We start from the raw sequence: 17,457 nt of genomic DNA, 5'->3' as shown, positions 1-17,457 counted from the left end.
TAGGTTATTTTATATTAATACCAGCGTTTTTGTTCCCTTACGCCACTATCTTGCTTGTGACTTATTTTTTGTTTATCAGATAGTTCACTACTTCAGAGAATTCTTGGGCATAATCCTGAGTTGAATGGGGTTCGATACCGTTGTTGTTAATCAAATACTTGCCTTTAACAAAGACAGACGGAACACCACGCAAGTTAAGATTCTTAGCAGCCAAACGCTCTTTGTCTGCTACAGATTTCACAATAAAACTGTTCAATGCCGCATCATACTCTTTACCAGATACACCCGCTTTGATGAAAGCATTGCGGATATCTTCCTTGCTATGAATGGATTGGCTTTTATGAATACCCTCAAACAAAATTGGAGTGACTTTATCCTCAACCTTCATGACAATGGCGACCGCCCAAGCATCAGTCAACTCTTTACCCAAAGGCCCCATAAAATCAACATGATAGCGTTCATGAGTCACTCCTGCTGGCAAGTTTTTCTCGATAGTTGAACGAACATGATAAATATTTTCAAACTCATAGCAGTGAGGACAATAAAAAGAGAAAAACTCCAACACCTGAGGCTGATTCACAGCCGGATCTCTTAACTCGATATACTGTTTGCCTTCAGAAAAACCGGAAGCGAATGCATTAAATGCCATAAACGCTCCCACTAAGGCTAGATAAAATTTCTTCATAATGGTCTCCAAAAAAATTAATACATAGGATTGAGCTGTAAAGGTGGCTCCTGTAACAGCCGAATTTGCTCGGAAAAAAGACTTATTTGCTTATACCAGAAATCACTATCAGCCATCCACGGAAATGCTTTTGGAAAGGCTGGATCTTGCCAGCGACGAGCAACCCAAGCCAAATAATAGACCATTCGCATCGCACGCAGGGGTTCTATTAATGCCAATGTTTTTGGATCAAATGCCATAAACTGACCATATGATTCCAACAAAATATCCAACTGGATCAGCCGCTCTTGCCGTGAACCATTGAGCAGCATCCACAAATCTTGAACAGCCGGACCATTGCGGGCATCATCAAGATCCACAAACCATGCTTCATCACGCCACAAGATATTACCAGCATGGCAATCCCCATGCAGCCGCAATATTTGCCACTTACCATGCCATTGACTAGCCACTGCCTGATTTAATTCATCCAGTGCAGCCAAAACGCCCTGTTTATGTCTGGCAGGGATTAGTTCGCATTCAGCCAGGTATTGATACGGCTGATATAAATATTCATTCAAATTAAGCGTGGGGCGAACAAAAAATGGTTTTTTTGCTCCAATTTGATGCATTCTTCCCAGCAATAACCCAACATCTTCCAATTGGTCAAAATTGTCTGATTCGTACTGGCGCCCCCCCACACTGGGAAAAATGGCAAAAAAGAAACCGCCGTAATTCAGCACGCTCTTCCCGTCGAACCTCAAGGGTGCCGCCACTGGCAGATCAGCTTGCTGCAATTCATGAGCAAGATCATGTTCCTCTTGAATTTGTTGTTGGCTCCAACGCAGGGGACGATAAAATTTCACAACATAGCGTTTGCGGTTTTCATCCATGAACTGATACACACGATTCTCATAGCTATTCAGTTCGGTCAGACCAGAATCAAGATACAAGCCAGACTGCACCAACGCATCCATAATTAAATCTGGCGTAATATTCTGAAAATTAAAAGCCTTCGGTTCCGTCACAACACAGTTCTCTCTTCATTAATCTTTAACAATGCCCCGGGCACGCAACAACGCTGTCTTAAAATCTTCTTCATAATCTTTTTTCAACCCAGGGATTTCTGCATGACTATCCCTACCACGCATTTTCAGGTGGTAAATCAGAATATCATCCGTTAATTCAGACAGCTGTCCTTCAAATCCTGCTTCATCAGCCAGTTTCTGCAAAAGTTCCACCAAATTTAAATCCGGCTCATTCTTCCATACTGGATATAAAAGTTCGATGACTTCATTGAGGCGGTGATACTTCATTATTTTTAGTTCCTTATAAAGATAACTATACAAACTAGCAAGGTTAATGGCTCTGAGAAAGCATTGGTCTGTCAATCTGCGTAAAGTTATACTGCCACCTTAAAGCAGCATGGTTAGACATTGATTTACAATGGTTATATACCCAAACATTAAATATTTCATTGCCCAATATCAGGTGGTTTAACATGACGCATTCAAAAATCAGTGGCGCAATTCTGGCTGGAGGGCTATCCACCCGCATGGGTGGAAATGACAAAGGATTGCTGCAATTCGATGGCTCACCATTATACCAACACATTGCCGCAAAGTTGCAGCCACAGGTTCATGAGCTGTTGATTAACGCCAATCGCAACTTGGGGATTTACCAACAAAGTGGCTATCCAATTATACCGGACATTATTACCGATTTTTCTGGGCCACTGGCTGGTATGCTGGCAGTTTTAAAAAAAGCCCTTAATGAATGGGTAGTTTTTGTTCCGTGCGATGCCCCTGATTTCCCTGAAGATCTCGTCGCAAAGCTATGGCACTACAAACAAAACGCTTGGGCCGCTTATGCACATGACTGCAATCGCGCACACCCTACCTTGGCATTAATGCACCGCAGCCTGATCCCTCGTCTGGAAAGCTATCTCGCATTGGGAGACAGGAAACTGATGTTCTTTATGCAGATGATTAAAGCAAAAGCAGTCTATTTCCCCAACTCTGGCGCTTTCACCAATTTAAATACACCTGAAGAATGCCATAACTGGGAATACCAACATTGGGAATTGCTTCAGGAGTCAGCATGAATCGCAATATCAATACCTGTGACACTACACTGCCCATTCTGGGTATCACGGCTTATAGTGGAACCGGAAAAACCACGCTATTAAAGCAGGTTATTCCATTATTGTGCCAACAGCACATCCGGGTTGGGTTGATTAAGCATACTCACCATAATATGGATGTTGATAAACCGGGCAAAGATAGCTATGAACTGCGCAAAGCGGGCGCGACTCAGACGTTGGTCGCCAGCCAGCAACGTTGGGCATTGATGACTGAGACTCCAGATTTGCCGGAACTAAATCTTTATTACCTAGCCAGTCGATTTGATGCAAACTCACTGGATCTGATTTTGGTTGAAGGATTTAAACAAGAACCGATCCCAAAAATCGCGTTGTATCGAGATGGCCTAAACCGAAATTGCCTAAGCCGAAATAGCATGTCCCCTGACTTTGATGAAATCCTTGATCCTTATGTACTCGCCATTGCTAGTGACATCCCACTGGCAACATCACTTCCACAGCTCGATATCAATCAACCAGAACAGATCACATCTTTTATTGCTAAATGGTTGTACTCACAAAAAACCAGAAAGGATTGAGGATAATAGGCAGTTAACCAAGCACAGAAAAGAAGCAAAAACAACCATCTATGGATGGCATGGAAAATAAAACAATGATAACGGGAAAACAACGTCATGAAAGATCCAATTCGCGATGCTTCGCTGTCTGCGGTTAAAATCGCCAACGAAATCGCATACAGCTATGTCAGTGAAATCCGAAGCCAACGGGTATTTCCCGATGCCAATGCGTTATCGGGCCTGCAACATTTTGATAAGCCATTACCAACAACGGGCACTGACTGCCAAAAAGTGCTTGAACAGCTCCATGTATACGGTTCACCCGCTACTGTAGCGACAACTGGCGGCCGATATTTCGGCTTGGTTGTCGGTGGTTCAACGCCTGCCGCTTTGGGAGCAAACATCATAACCAGTGCCTGGGATCAAATCGCACTGATGGAATCCTCTTCCCCTGTTGCCAATCAATTAGAAAAGATCGCCGGACGTTGGGTATTGGAACTACTGAATTTACCCTCAGAGGCATTCGTCAGTTTTGTGACTGGTACAACGATGGCGCATGTCAGTGCTTTAGCTGCTGCACGGCATTACCTGTATCAGAAACAAGGTTATGATCTTGCGGAACAAGGTTTATACAATGCACCTGAATTAAAAGTTGTGCTGTCTGAAGAAGCCCACATTTCTGTTTTGAAAGCTCTTAGGCTACTCGGTTTTGGTCGTTCACAGTTTATTTTTGTACCATGCGACCAGCAAGGACGAATCATAGAGAGTGCTGTTCCTGATTTTTCAGACAATATGATTCTGGCATTACAGGCTGGCAATGTTAATTCCGGCAGCTCAGATAACTTTCACACCCTAATACCCAAAGCTAAAAAAGCAGGTTGTTGGGTACATGTGGATGGCGCTTTTGGACTCTGGGCACGAGCATCAACAGAAAAATCCGCCTTGGTCAAAGGAATTGAAGCAGCTGATTCTTGGGCCGTGGATGCTCATAAATGGCTTAATACCCCATACGATTGTGGCATGTGTATCGTGCGCCATAAGCAAGCACTAAGAGAAGTCATGACAACCTCTGCAGCCTATGTGGAAACGCAAGATATATGGCAGGCAAAAGACATGCTGCCAGAGTTCTCTCGCAGAGCCAGAGCTATTGAAGTCTGGGCGGCAATTGCAGAGCTTGGCTCACAGGGCATTGAGGCATTGGTTGATCGCTGCTGTTTATACACAAAAAGGCTGGCGGAAGGGCTGGAAGCACTTGGTTTTACTATTCTCAATGATGTTGTGCTTAATCAAGTTGTGGCTTACTTACCCGATATCTATTTGCAGCGTGCAATGTTACACAAAGTGCAGCAATCCGGTGAATGCTGGTTTGGACAAACAAAGTGGCAAGGGCAAGAAGCCATTCGTCTCAGTGTCAGCTCCTGGGCTACCACAGAAGATGATATTCAACGCAGCTTGAAAGCAATTTCTACCGCTATTGGCGAGATTAAACAACAGGCTGTTTAAAATCTGCCTTATATATAACAGCAGAAATTATTTAGAAATTATATTGTCAAAAATCCAAACGCCCTGATAGTCATATCAAGGGCGTGAAATCATATATATACAGACAAACCTTCAGATAAACTGTAACAATATAAAAGAAAACAAATAAAAATAAAAATAAAAATAAAAATAAAAATAAAAATAAAAATAAAAATAAAAATAAAAATAAAAATAAAAATAAAAATAAAACAACACCACATTAATATTTGCTTTTAAAAAAGAAAATTAAAGTAAAGATTACTAACAGTTATTGCAACTCAAATAAAATTACCTTAGTTTATCCAAACTTTTTAATTCAAATAATTTAAGGAAAAACAAATAAAAAATTAATTAATTTCAAAGCAAATTTAACCTTTAATTTAATAAGGAGTTGGGTATGAAAACCCTAACAGCAATTACTTTTATCTTATTAACGAGTATATCTTTTGTATCCAAGGCCAATACAGAATCGGTCAATACAGGCTCTTGGGGGAAATGCCCTTCAAACTGGGCATCGGCTTCTGGAATTAATAAGGAAATGATACTTGAAAGATCCAATATCCTGAATGCTAAGGATGATGTGAATATTAAAAATAGAAAGAGTACACAATGTACATACATAAAATCTCCGATAGATCATAATAATACAAAAGAAAAGCATTTTGTAAAATTAGCAGTAGCAAAATTTCCAGCACAAGTAAACAAAAAAGGAACCATAATCCTGATAGCTGGCGGCCCAGGTCAATCAGGCCTAGGCCAAGTTATTGACACGAAAGAACTGAGAAAACATTTTGATATTATCACTTATGATCCCAGAGGAATCGGAGAATCTATACCCAAAATAAAATGCAGTACTCAAAAAAACACAGATAAAAATGAAGAAATCACTTCAAAAAAATGGCTGTCTTCCTGTATCAAGAACAGCGGGGGGGAATTAATAGAAAATATGTCTACGTATAATGCCGTAGATGATCTGGAAGAAATAAGGAAAGCCTTGAATGAAGACAAAATAACAATAATTGCATATTCCTATGGAACAGCTGTTGCTCAACTTTATGCGTTAAAATACCCGGAACACATCAGTAGCATTGTTAATGATGGTATTGTTGACTTAACAGAAGATCATGAAGCTATGCTATTAAATCAAAGTAGAGGATTTAACTTAGTCTTTGAAAAATTTTCTGTTTACTGTGCAGAGAGAAAATCATGCCCATTCTATCACTCACCAAAAAAACCCCTCGATATATATAAAGAAATTTTGGAGAAATCAAAGGAAAATAAAATAAAAGACAAGACAGGAAAAATCATTACCAATGACAATATAAATGAATTTACTTTCTATAGCTTGCTTTGGGAATTACAGTGGGATGATCTGATATCTTTTTTAGATAAAGCTTACAATGGAAAAACAAATCAGATAGACAAAAGCTCATTATCGGTTTTTGATGATTTAAGTGAAGATGGATTTACACTTATAACTTGCTCTGATTATGGAAAATTGGATCCCTCCAAGATTGAGCCACTTCTGGTAGATACTTTCGCCTCATCTAACAACTTTTTTAAAGAGGAAAAAGAGGAGTGTAGTTCCTTTCCTATTAAAAAACCGCTTATGCCAGCATTAATCCCTGACCATAAAAACATGCCAAAATTACTTTTTGTGGCTCAAACGGGCGATCCAACAACACCCTATAGTAATGCAACAAGAATGTCTGCTATTTTCAAAAGTCCATTGATAACTAAAATTGGTAATAGTCATACATTTGTCCTGAATGGTATTGACGATTGTGTAGATAAAAAAGTTGTAAAATTCATACTAAATCCGAATTTACCTATATCTGACTCCTATTGTTTATCTACCAATGATGATTGAAACCGGTACATTATACTAAGGCTTCTGCGGGCTAAACCGCCATCTGCAAAACTATTTCAGATGGCGGTTCCTGATTCTGTTTGATGTCACTCTTCAATAATAAGCTCCTGATACTAAAGATCTATTTTCAATAGTGGCAGTTCAGACCTGTATTAAGACAATTCTGTTGAAAAAGGGACCAAAAATCCTGCGAATGAAGCTGAATATCACTTTCCAAGACATTTGTTTTTTTCCACTCAAATTGGCTGAACCCAGCCTTTTCAACAGCAGACTCATAATCCTCACGACTCCATTGATAGAATGTAAAAGGACTTGGTGGCATACTAAGAAATTCCGCCTGATAACGATTTCCGTCTTTCCATGGTTCTTTGCCTAAGATATTTATGCCATAAACATCATAATTGCCCATTTCTAATCGATAATCTGGCGAAATCGTATAAGCCACTAACTTACCCGAAGGTTTTAGATTACGAGCAATGTTATAGAACATGCTCTCAAGATCTTTGAGCGATTCAGCATAATTAAACAGCCAAGCCGCAACAACGAGATCGAACTTACCAAATGATTCCATATCGCAAACATCTCGGATATGAAACTCGAGATCATCACCAGATTGTTTCGATTTTGCCCTGGCAAGCTCTATCATTTTTTCTGAGATATCTATACCGACAACTTTTGCTGCCCCACAATTGCGAAGCTTCCGACCGAAATACCCATTTCCACAAGCCACATCCAGAACTGATTTACCATGTACATCACCTATACTATCGAGGATAGTACGTACTTCTACCTTAATGTGGGCTGCAGCCTTCATAAAATGTTCATAGCGATCAGCGATGAAATTATAATCTAAATCTTTTTCAAGCATCATTATTATTACCCTTTAATATTACTTTCATTCAAAGTAAACAGAGGGTAAAGTAAACCTGTTTTCCATTTAATGACAAGTGAAATATCACCTGCCATTTATCCTGATATACCTTTGCCTTACTTACCTTCCGGCATCAAACCAATAAACGTGGTCTTTTTCCGTGGCTCCGTCATCAATGCTTCCAGTTTTTCGACACAACGCAAGTAATGGGGGGTTTTCTTATGCGCCGCAACAGCCTCTTCATCGTTATAGGCTTCATAGATATAGAAGCGAGTCGGAACATTTTCATCACGCAGTACATCAAATCGTAAATTGCCCGGCTCTTTAATGGAGCCAAGATGATTATCCCGGAATACTTCGATAAACTCGTCTATCTTGTCGGCTTTAACGTTAATCTCAACTAATGTGACATGCATATCATTCCCCCTTGGCTTTTTCACTGAGGAAAACTTCATAAGCCTGAGCGGGTTTCTCATTGTGATGCACCACAGCCTGTACCGCTTTCAGCATCGCAACAGGAGCTTCTGATTGGAAAATATTGCGTCCCATGTCTACCCCAGATGCACCCTGATCAATCGCCTGATAGCACATATTCAGTGCATCCAGCTCCGGTAATTTCTTGCCGCCCGCAATCACAATCGGCACCGGACAACCCGCTGCAATCCGCTCAAAACCGCTATCGACGTAATAGGTTTTGATAATGTTCGCCCCCATTTCGGCTGCAATGCGAGTCGCCAGCGAGAAATAACGTTGATCACGAGCCATATCTTTGCCGACACCCGTCACTGCCATAGTTGGCATACCATAACGGGATCCTTGATCCACCAGCTTGATAATGTTTTTGATGGATTGGTGTTCGTGTTCTGAACCAATATAAACCTGTGCCGCTACCGCACAGACGTTGAGACGAAGTGCATCTTCCATCGCCACCGCAACAGCTTCATTGGATAGCTCAGTCAGAATGGAATTGGCACCAGAGGCACGCAAGACCACAGGTTTATTGGTTGCAGGCGGAACCTGACTGCGCAGAATGCCACGGGTACACATCAGCACATCGGTATGTTCAAACAACGGGGCAATATTGATATCAATACGCTCCAAACCCGTCGTTGGCCCCTGAAAATAACCATGGTCAAATGCCAGCATCACCGTTCTGTTGGTAGTGGGATTAAAAATTCGAGACAAACGGGATTGCATGCCCCAATCCAGCGCACCACAGCCTTTCAGTTCAAACAACGTGTTCTTTTGCGGTGTATCAATGCCAAAATCTTTACCGTCTTTGATATCGTCTAAATCTGCCATTTCTTCCTCCAGAAAGGTGTCAGAGTCAGGCTGCATGTCAGCCCCATGAATCAGAAATCGTCTTAATTAGAAATCGTATTGATTAATATTGTCTTTGGTGAAGATCACCCGCTCCGGCATAACGACGATACCGTTGCCTTTCGCTTCATAACGGTATCCCTGCACGCTGTTAGGTGAAACTTCAATGTTGCCAACATCAGGAATATTCAATTTATCTCCCACATTCAAATCGCCTTTTTGCAATATCTCATTGGCAACGTGAATGGCTATTTTGCCCTGCTTGACCACATCCCACAGAGCGAACTGTTTGACCGTACCATTTTCAACATAAGGGCGCATTACATTTGGAGTACTGAACCCAACGATCGCAACATCCTGTCGTTTCAGGTTTTCTGCTGCCTGAGCTGCCGCAGGCAAGGCGTTGGCATCCGGAGCAATAATCACATCCAAATCCCCCCACGCTTTCAAAATACCTTCTGCTGTCTGCAAAGATTTAGTAGCATCGTTATACCCAAGCCGTGTAGTAACAATTTCCCAGTCAGGATGTTCCGCGGTGATCTTTATCTTGGCTTCTTTTACCCACTGGTTCTGATCTGCCACCACCGGACTGGAATAAAAAAATGCTACCTTCGCTTTTTCTTTTTTCACCTGATTAGCAGCCATATCCACCAGAAGCCCCCCCAATTGTTTTGACGTTCCTTGGGTGACATAAATAGAACGGCATTCTGGTGATGTATCTGAATCCCACGTCAATACCTTGACTCCGCGCTTCATGGCACGTTTCAGGGCAGGGCACAAACCATTCGTTGACACTGCTGATACCACAACCGCGTTATAACCTTGATTGACGAATTTATTGATAAGCTGAACCTGCTCTACCATACTTGATTCTGTCGGGCCATCGTAAGTCACTTCAATGCCCAGTGCCTTGCCAGCCTCCACTGCACCTTGACCACTACTGGTAAAAAAACCAACACCGACCAATTTAGGAATAAATGCAACCTTCTCTGCCGCCTGAGCCCAAAAGGTACTCGCCATACTGAATGCAGCAGCCAAAGCCAGCTTTTTTATTGTTGGTGCTTTCATACTTATCTCCGTCTATTCTTGTCTCAACACCATGTGTCAGGAGTGTCTTTTACGTTTCAAAAATATATTGTTGTGAAACAGAAGACTACCAATGTTGCTACCTATCACAAATTTGGTAACGGTACTGATAAAATTACTGGCACTGAACAACAATACATTAATATCCAGCATCCATAGATTAACCATGTAAAACAGCAGTATTTCCGTCACCAAGAGAATTGCTCCAGCCATAATATTGCTGATATAAATCCAGCTTAACAATTCTGCTCAAGCACCCAACCAATACCAACGTCACCAGTGGGACTAAGGCTGACTGGTACACTGTCAGTAAAATTCACAGTCAGTTTCAGGAAAAATGGATTATCTGTATTAGTGATAGCATCACCATGTCACATCACTGTAATTTATGTAATTCCGAGCTCTCGTTTCTGACACTAATACAACCAAATATGAGCATTTATTTATTAAAAATATTTTTGTTCAAAACTCTAATTCATAATTTGGAATTTTTGCAGTATTTCGATCACATTCTGTGGAAAAGTTAAAATTATATTAAAATATGTTCAAATTTTCACAAAAAGCCTCTGGTATATCAGGGGCTTTCGTGCCTATTCTTTCTTTGTGGATAAAGAAGGTGTTATGTCAACCAAATCAATCAAAAACAATTAGTATCAGAAGAGAGAAATATGCCATCCAAGGAAACTGACTATTCAGGTCACAACTATCCAGGAAACAGCATGAGTGAAGAAGAACTAATGGCCCGAATTGCCTGGTTTTACTATCACGATGGTCTGACGCAAGGCGACATCGGTGAATTGCTCGGCCTCAGTCGGCTCAAAGTCTCCCGTCTGTTAGAAAAAGGGCGGCAGTCTGGCGTGATCCGCGTTCAAATCAATTCACGCTATGAAGGGTGTTTGGAATTGGAAGATGCCTTGCAAAAACGCTTTAATCTCAAACAGGTTCGCGTATTACCCACCCTTGACGGCATGAATCTGAATGCCCGTCTCGGTATCGGAGCCGCTCATCTGTTGATGGCATTGATTGAACCACACCAGCTATTAGCAATTGGATTTGGTGAAACTCCCATGTGCACTTTACAGCATCTGAGCGGTTTTATCTCATCCCAGCAAATTCGGCTGGTGACGCTATCGGGAGGTGTTGGCCCTTACATGACTGGCATCGGCCAACTTGATGCAGCCTGTCCTGTCAGCATCATTCCTGCACCACTGCGAGCCTCCACACATCAAATCGCGGCAACATTCCGTGAAGAACGCAGTGTACGGGACGTGATTTTAGCTGCCTGTGCAGCCGATATTGCTATTGTCGGGATTGGTGCCATAAACCAGAAGCAAAACGCAACTATCATGCGTTCCGGCTATATCAGCGATGGCGAACAACTGATGTTTGGCCGCAAAGGGGCTGTCGGAGATATTCTTGGTTATTTCTTCAATGAGGAAGGTGAACTGGTCAGCGATATTGATATCCATAAGGAGTTGATCGGTATCTCTTTACCAGAAATGAAAACCATCCCGAATGTGATTGGTGTAGCAGGTGGCATCGAAAAAGCAGACGCTGTCGTTGCTGCACTAAAAGGAAGCTACATCAATTCACTGGTGACAGAAGAACAAACCGCGAGAGCTATGCTGATTTGATCGACTAATAATCTCTATCCATCCCCTGTGCCATATCGAATAAAAAGAAGATAACAACAGACGAGGATAGCATCATGAATCAACGCGCTCATGTTCACCCATCAAGGAAGTATCTGATGGCGCTTGATGCAGGAACTGGCAGTATCCGTGCAGTTATATTTGATCTCGAAGGGAATCAAGTTTCCGTTGGGCAAACTGAGTGGGTACATCAACCTGTACCGAATGTTGCGGGTTCGATGGAATTTGATCTAAAAAACAACTGGCAACTGGCCTGCCAATGCATTCGGCAGGCACTGCAAAAGGCGGAACTGCCTGCCAACGCGATTCAAGGCGTTGCCGCCTGTTCAATGCGGGAAGGTATTGTCCTTTATAATCGCAAGGGCGATCCTATCTGGGCGTGTGCCAACGTGGATGCTCGTTCCAGTCATGAAGTCAGCGAGCTGAAAGAGCTTTACAACAATACCTTTGAGTATGATGTCTACCGCTATTCTGGCCAAACATTGGCACTGGGGGCAATGCCACGCCTGCTTTGGCTGGCGCATCACCGCCCTGATATCTATCGGCAAGCCAGCACCTTAACCATGATCAGCGATTGGCTGGCTTATATGTTAAGTGGCGAGCTGGCCGTTGACCCCTCTAACGCAGGCACAACAGGAATGCTGGATTTAGTCAGCCGCAATTGGCGCCCAAGCCTGCTGGAAATGGCTGGACTGCGCTCAGATATACTCTCCCCCGTCAAAGAAACAGGGACTTTGCTCGGCTATATCACGGAACAAGCAGCGGCAGAATGTGGCCTGAACAGCGGTACTCCCGTGATTATGGGCGGTGGGGACGTTCAGCTCGGCTGTCTTGGCATCGGTGTCGTCAAACCCGCCCAAACCGCAGTGCTCGGCGGAACATTCTGGCAGCAAGTTGTTAACCTGCCGGAACCGATCACTGATCCAAACATGAATATCCGCATCAACCCGCATGTTATTCCCGGCATGGCACAGGCAGAATCCATCAGTTTCTTTACCGGTCTCACCATGCGTTGGTTCCGTGATGCGTTCTGCGCAGAAGAAAAACTGCTGGCAGAACGATTGGGCGTTGATACCTACAATCTGCTGGAAGATATGGCAGCGCGGGTTCCTGCCGGAGCGCATGGTGTTATGCCGATTTTCTCCGATGTCATGCGTTTTAAATCGTGGTATCACGCGGCTCCGTCTTTCCTCAATCTCTCGATTGATCCGGAAAAATGCAACAAGGCAACGCTATTTCGCGCACTGGAAGAGAACGCGGCTATTGTCTCGGCGTGTAACCTCGATATGGTTTCGGCATTCTCTGGTGTCCAGCCTGACTCACTGGTGTTTGCAGGTGGCGGCTCAAAAGGCAAGCTCTGGAGCCAAATTTTGGCTGACGTTACCGGGCTGCCAGTACGAGTACCCGTGGTTAAAGAAGCAACTGCTCTGGGTTGTGCGATTGCCGCAGGTGTTGGCGTTGGGTTATATAACTCACTGCCCGCCACAGGAGAAAAATTGGTACGTTGGGAGCGAGAATACCAGCCGAATTTAAGCCACCGCGAGGTTTATCAAAAAGCGAAGAAAGATTGGCAAGCGGTATATGCAGACCAACTTCATCTGGTGGATGATGGGCTGACGACTTCATTGTGGAAGGCTCCGGGGTTGTAATCGCTATTAACAAACAAAACAGAGCAAGTGTGACAGCTTGCTCTGTTATGATAAAGACATACTACTGACCAAGCATTAGCTAAACATCCTACATCCTTGTATAGCGATATTTTTCTGTTTGAAAGCAATCAATCAACAATGGCATTCATAACAATTTCAGGCACTGTTGGACGCCCATTTACTAAACAAGTAGCCACGAATGTTGCGTCAGCGTATACAACACCATCAACCAAAATTTGTTGCTCAAAATTAACCCGATTACGCTTTTCGTTCTTGGTAACCTTACAAGTTACCTGCATTTTATTTCCTTGTTGGAGGCTTTTTCTAAAACGCAGACTATATTCAAGAATGATATGCATGCGGCCAGCTTTGAATTCCTCTTCCAAGTCTAAGCCTAACGCCTCTTTCATAAATGCATGTCGCGCCCATTCTAAATAGAACGGATAATAAAGCCCATCAGCAATACCTTGAAAATCGAGGTGGTTATCGTCAACCAAATACTCTTTAGAAAACATTATAGATCCTTAAAATGGTTTAATAGGGTAAGCAGCATAAGAAAAATCAGACCGTCAACGTTCTTTCTAAGATCTTCCCTTATACATATTCTTATAGCCATACCCATATCATCATTCAGATCACAAAATCTCCCAACAACGGAGCTTTTTAAGATTCATAAATGCAAAAAGGGTCAGGGCACTAAAGCACCTGACCTAATTATCAAAATCCCAGATTGTTATTATTTGAAAAGCAATGCCAGCGGCTTTTTTACAAAATTACCTCATGGTAACAAACTCTTCCGCCGCAGTCGGATGGATCGCAACCGTATTATCGAAATCCTTTTTCGTTGCTCCCATTTTCAGGGCAACCGCAAAACCTTGCAGCATTTCATCCATTCCAAAGCCAATACCGTGGATGCCGACTATCTTCTCATTGGCTCCCACACAGACCAGTTTCATGCGGCATGGCTGGCGGTGTTGTGTCACGGCAGTATACATTGCGGTAAATGATGATGTATAAACCTTAACCTGATCTTCACCATACTCGGCCTTGGCCTGTGGCTCCGTCAATCCCACGATGCCAATGGGGGGATGGCTGAATACCACGGTTGGTATATTGGAGTAATCCAAGTGCTCTTCCGGTTTGTTATTAAACAGGCGCTCTGACAGACGACGCCCTGCAGCAACAGCTACTGGCGTCAATTCCACCGCCCCTGTATTATCACCAACCGCATAAATACCGCTGACATTCGTGTTCTGATATTTATCGACTTGAATATAACCTTTTTCATTCAGCGCAATACCTGTCGCAGCCAGATTCAGCTTATCCGTCATTGGTTCACGCCCAATCGCCCAGATTAACGTATCAACCGTCTGCTCCCGGCCATCTTGCAATTTAATCGTCAGGCTGCCATCACTATTTTTAATCACGGATTGTACTATTGCTTCCGTATGTAGTATTGGCCCTTCATTTTTGATGACTTCCAACAGTGTTTCCACAATCATCGGGTCGAAAGAGCGTAAAGGTGCATGTTTACGGACAAATAGATGAGTTTCACTGCCCAACGCATTCAAAACACCAGCGATTTCAACCGCAATATAACCAGCCCCCACGACAGCAACACGTTTCGGCATTTCATTAAGCTCGAAGAAACCATCTGAATCAATGCCATATTCCGCACCGGGAATATCGGGGCGTACTGGACGACCACCTGTTGCGATCAGGATATGGTCTGCGGTGATTTTTTCACCATTAACTTCAACAGTATGCGCATCAACAAAACGAGCGAAGCCTTGAACGACATCCACCTTATTGTTCCCCAATACGCGCTCATACGATTGGTGGATGCGATCAATATAGGCAGTACGGCTGGCAACCAGTTTTTTCCAGTCAAAATGATTGACGGTGGTATCAAAACCATAATCGGGACCATATTGATGAATAGATTCCGCAACTTGAGCAGCGTGCCACATCACTTTCTTCGGTACACAGCCCACATTAACACATGTTCCACCTAATGCTTTTGCTTCAATCAGGGCACATTTCTGCCCATACATGGCTGCACGGTTAATAGAAGCAATGCCACCACTGCCGCCACCAATTGCAATATAATCATAATGTTTATTCATCTTAGGTCACTTCCGTCTAATCAATTAAGTTACTGCTAAAGTTCAACCTGGCGTCTATTATTACAAAAAGTTATCACTGACGGAGGATGATTCTGGCTTTCATTACCATAGGCCACAACTATTGAGTGATATCACGCCATAACGTACTCAGAGATAATCCATTAAATGACAATACACTTAATAATAACGCTATGCGGAACCCTTACCTTATTCAGGTACAATCCATTCTACTGTTGCATGCCCTGTACCTTCAGGAACCAATACCTGATGCAGCCAAGGCAATGCAGCCTTCATCTGCTGCTCTAATTTCCACGGTGGATTAATGACAATCATGCCTGATGCCGTCATACCACGTTGATCACTGTCAGGACGCACGCCAAGTTCAATTTGTAAAATCTTGCGGATGCCTGTTGCTTCCAGTTGCTTCACCAAACGTTTAATCTGCTGACGCAGGACAACGGGATACCACAGCGCATAAGTGCCTGTCGCAAAGCGCTTATACCCTTCATGAATGCTCTGAACAACACTTTGATAATCCGATTTCAATTCATAAGATGGGTCGATCAGCACAAACCCGCGACGGCTTCTTGGTGGCAGTTTTGATTTCAACTGCTGGAAACCATCTTCCCGCAGGACACGGGCACGTATGTCACGGGAGAATTCTGTACGCAACAAAGGATAGTCACTGGAATGTAATTCACTCAGATTAAGTTCATCATGCTCCCGCAACAAGTGACGAGCAATCAGCGGAGAACCAGGGTAATAACGTAAAGAGCCATGCGGATTCAACGCCTTCACGGCACCTATGTACGCCGCAAATTCTTCGGGGATATCATCACGCTGCCAAATACGAGCAATACCTTCCAGATACTCTCCCGTACGCTCGGCATGTTCTCCACTCAATTGATAACGACCTGCGCCAGAATGCGTATCCAGATACAGAAAAGATTTTTCTTTTAATTTAAGTGATTCAATGATCAGGCTTTGCACTGTGTGTTTTAACACATCGGCATGGTTGCCGGCATGGAAACTGTGACGATAACTTAGCATTAATTTATTTCCTATTGATTTTTAATAAGTTTTAGTTCTACATAATGAGGATAAATCATTTTATTACCCCACGTATTACCCCACAATTCATTGCACGAGCACTAAAACACAACGAAGCATAGTAACAAAGTAACTGCCGTCATAGCATCTTAAAAAGAGTAAATGTAGGCTGACAGGAGGTGAAGTGGGGGGAAACGGATTACCCCACAGGAGGAAAATGAGGCCAGAGTTCTAATCAATGGGTTTAATTAGTGGCCAAATTCTGTTTTTAAGTTCGTTTAATTGTCATACTTGAATAAGTACCACTACTTATTCTAATATACTGAATTAAAAATAAATTTATATTTAATCTGATAAATTTGGGATAACTATGCGATTTATTCATGACAAAAAAATCCGAAATTCAATAATAAAACTGTTTACTTTTACAGAACAAATTATCCTACTCAAAAGCTTTGCATTAGTAAAAAATGAAACACCCGATGATTTTACTGCTTGGATAAAATGGCTGGCCTATGAAAATATGGCATCTGTAAAAAGAGTCACTCTATTTTTTATTATCATCGCCATTACATTATATATAACCACCTCCAAATCTTATTGGTTCAATTACCTTTTCTTTATCTATTTATCTGTTTCCTTTTGGATAATATTAAATCAAGCTAAAAACATCGGTTACAGTTATTCCATAGGTATAAAACTGTTTTTGTTCGCTCTCATTAACAGAATATTTTTTGAACCTCGCTCAGAACATAACTCTAGTACTACAGCCGTAATCATCCCAAAATTAACGTGTTATCTGATAATCAATAAACTGAGAAACCGTATCATTTCAAGCTGTTCTACGGGCATATTTCCGATTGAGAAAAACAAATACGGCTGTAGTACTAGTACTACAGCCGTAATCCCTATTGTGCCATGATGGGGCTCTTCTTCCTTAAATAAAAGGCGGTGTCACATGCCATCCCCTGCCAAAATCTGGGAACAAGA

At 42.5% G+C, this 17,457-nt stretch carries 16 protein-coding genes and 1 pseudogene; 6 read left to right on the top strand and 11 right to left on the bottom strand.

Annotated features, from left to right (window positions below; genetic code table 11):
• Positions 1-61 precede the first annotated feature (61 nt).
• The 3 genes from dsbA to Xvie_RS13385 are packed head-to-tail and all read right to left on the bottom strand — an operon-like array spanning position 62 to position 1,980.
• Complete coding sequence (gene dsbA, locus Xvie_RS13395) at positions 62-685, bottom strand: thiol:disulfide interchange protein DsbA (RefSeq protein ID WP_086109814.1); 624 nt, start codon at positions 683-685, stop codon at positions 62-64.
• 17 nt (positions 686-702) lie between these two features.
• A complete protein-coding gene (locus Xvie_RS13390) occupies positions 703-1,692 on the bottom strand; it encodes a serine/threonine protein kinase (RefSeq protein ID WP_086109813.1) in 990 nt (329 codons plus the stop codon).
• 18 nt (positions 1,693-1,710) lie between these two features.
• Positions 1,711-1,980 carry a YihD family protein gene (locus Xvie_RS13385; RefSeq protein ID WP_086109812.1) on the bottom strand — a complete coding sequence of 90 codons (270 nt, stop codon included), beginning with the start codon at positions 1,978-1,980 and terminating at the stop codon, positions 1,711-1,713.
• A 185-nt stretch (positions 1,981-2,165) separates the two neighbouring features.
• On the opposite strand from Xvie_RS13385, the gene mobA reads away from it, so the two are divergent.
• The 4 genes from mobA (at position 2,166) to Xvie_RS13365 (ending at position 6,713) form a co-directional block, all read left to right on the top strand.
• On the top strand, positions 2,166-2,768 hold the full coding sequence (mobA, locus tag Xvie_RS13380; protein ID WP_086109811.1) for a molybdenum cofactor guanylyltransferase MobA: 603 nt from the start codon (positions 2,166-2,168) through the stop codon (positions 2,766-2,768).
• The gene (gene mobB / locus Xvie_RS13375) at positions 2,765-3,343 is read left to right on the top strand and encodes a molybdopterin-guanine dinucleotide biosynthesis protein MobB (RefSeq protein ID WP_086109810.1); all 579 of its coding nucleotides are present in this window, start codon (positions 2,765-2,767) and stop codon (positions 3,341-3,343) included. The genes mobA and mobB overlap by 4 nt, the downstream gene beginning before the upstream one ends.
• Before the next feature lie 96 nt (positions 3,344-3,439).
• Positions 3,440-4,825: a pyridoxal phosphate-dependent decarboxylase family protein gene (locus Xvie_RS13370; protein WP_086109809.1), complete on the top strand. Its 1,386-nt coding sequence runs from the start codon at positions 3,440-3,442 to the stop codon at positions 4,823-4,825.
• Positions 4,826-5,240: 415 nt separating this feature from the next.
• Positions 5,241-6,713 carry an alpha/beta fold hydrolase gene (locus Xvie_RS13365; RefSeq protein ID WP_086109808.1) on the top strand — a complete coding sequence of 491 codons (1,473 nt, stop codon included), beginning with the start codon at positions 5,241-5,243 and terminating at the stop codon, positions 6,711-6,713.
• 127 nt (positions 6,714-6,840) lie between these two features.
• On the opposite strand, the gene Xvie_RS13360 is transcribed toward Xvie_RS13365, so the two are convergent.
• The 5 genes and pseudogenes from Xvie_RS13360 to Xvie_RS23235 all read right to left on the bottom strand — a co-directional run.
• Positions 6,841-7,584: a class I SAM-dependent DNA methyltransferase gene (locus Xvie_RS13360; RefSeq protein ID WP_244175644.1), complete on the bottom strand. Its 744-nt coding sequence runs from the start codon at positions 7,582-7,584 to the stop codon at positions 6,841-6,843.
• 116 nt (positions 7,585-7,700) lie between these two features.
• A complete protein-coding gene (lsrG, locus tag Xvie_RS13355) occupies positions 7,701-8,000 on the bottom strand; it encodes a (4S)-4-hydroxy-5-phosphonooxypentane-2,3-dione isomerase (protein ID WP_086109807.1) in 300 nt (99 codons plus the stop codon).
• A 1-nt stretch (position 8,001) separates the two neighbouring features.
• Positions 8,002-8,886, bottom strand: a complete 885-nt coding sequence (lsrF, locus tag Xvie_RS13350; RefSeq protein ID WP_086109884.1) for a 3-hydroxy-5-phosphonooxypentane-2,4-dione thiolase — start codon at positions 8,884-8,886, stop codon at positions 8,002-8,004.
• Between the two features lie 66 nt (positions 8,887-8,952).
• On the bottom strand, positions 8,953-9,972 hold the full coding sequence (lsrB, locus tag Xvie_RS13345; protein WP_086109806.1) for an autoinducer 2 ABC transporter substrate-binding protein LsrB: 1,020 nt from the start codon (positions 9,970-9,972) through the stop codon (positions 8,953-8,955).
• 126 nt (positions 9,973-10,098) lie between these two features.
• Positions 10,099-10,203: pseudogene (locus Xvie_RS23235) on the bottom strand (autoinducer 2 import system permease LsrD); the annotation flags it as partial.
• 455 nt (positions 10,204-10,658) lie between these two features.
• Here Xvie_RS23235 and lsrR point away from each other — a divergent pair.
• Positions 10,659-11,624: a transcriptional regulator LsrR gene (lsrR, locus tag Xvie_RS13335; RefSeq protein ID WP_086109804.1), complete on the top strand. Its 966-nt coding sequence runs from the start codon at positions 10,659-10,661 to the stop codon at positions 11,622-11,624.
• Positions 11,625-11,698: 74 nt separating this feature from the next.
• The gene (gene lsrK, locus Xvie_RS13330) at positions 11,699-13,291 is read left to right on the top strand and encodes an autoinducer-2 kinase (RefSeq protein ID WP_167376279.1); all 1,593 of its coding nucleotides are present in this window, start codon (positions 11,699-11,701) and stop codon (positions 13,289-13,291) included.
• A gap of 128 nt (positions 13,292-13,419) precedes the next feature.
• On the opposite strand, the gene Xvie_RS13325 is transcribed toward lsrK, so the two are convergent.
• From Xvie_RS13325 to Xvie_RS13315, 3 genes are all read right to left on the bottom strand, one after another.
• The gene (locus Xvie_RS13325; RefSeq protein WP_086109802.1) at positions 13,420-13,806 is read right to left on the bottom strand and encodes an acyl-CoA thioesterase; all 387 of its coding nucleotides are present in this window, start codon (positions 13,804-13,806) and stop codon (positions 13,420-13,422) included.
• A gap of 258 nt (positions 13,807-14,064) precedes the next feature.
• A complete protein-coding gene (gene gorA, locus Xvie_RS13320; RefSeq protein ID WP_086109801.1) occupies positions 14,065-15,417 on the bottom strand; it encodes a glutathione-disulfide reductase in 1,353 nt (450 codons plus the stop codon).
• Positions 15,418-15,624: 207 nt separating this feature from the next.
• Entirely contained in the window at positions 15,625-16,467 is an 843-nt protein-coding gene (locus Xvie_RS13315; RefSeq protein WP_086109800.1) for a 23S rRNA (adenine(2030)-N(6))-methyltransferase RlmJ, read from the bottom strand.
• Positions 16,468-17,457: the final 990 nt, after the last annotated feature.

It is taken from the genome of Xenorhabdus vietnamensis, assembly GCF_002127535.1.
Lineage (GTDB): Bacteria > Pseudomonadota > Gammaproteobacteria > Enterobacterales > Enterobacteriaceae > Xenorhabdus > Xenorhabdus vietnamensis.
The sequence above is the reverse complement of the archived record's forward strand: the minus strand, read 5'-3'. Positions and strand labels throughout refer to the sequence as shown.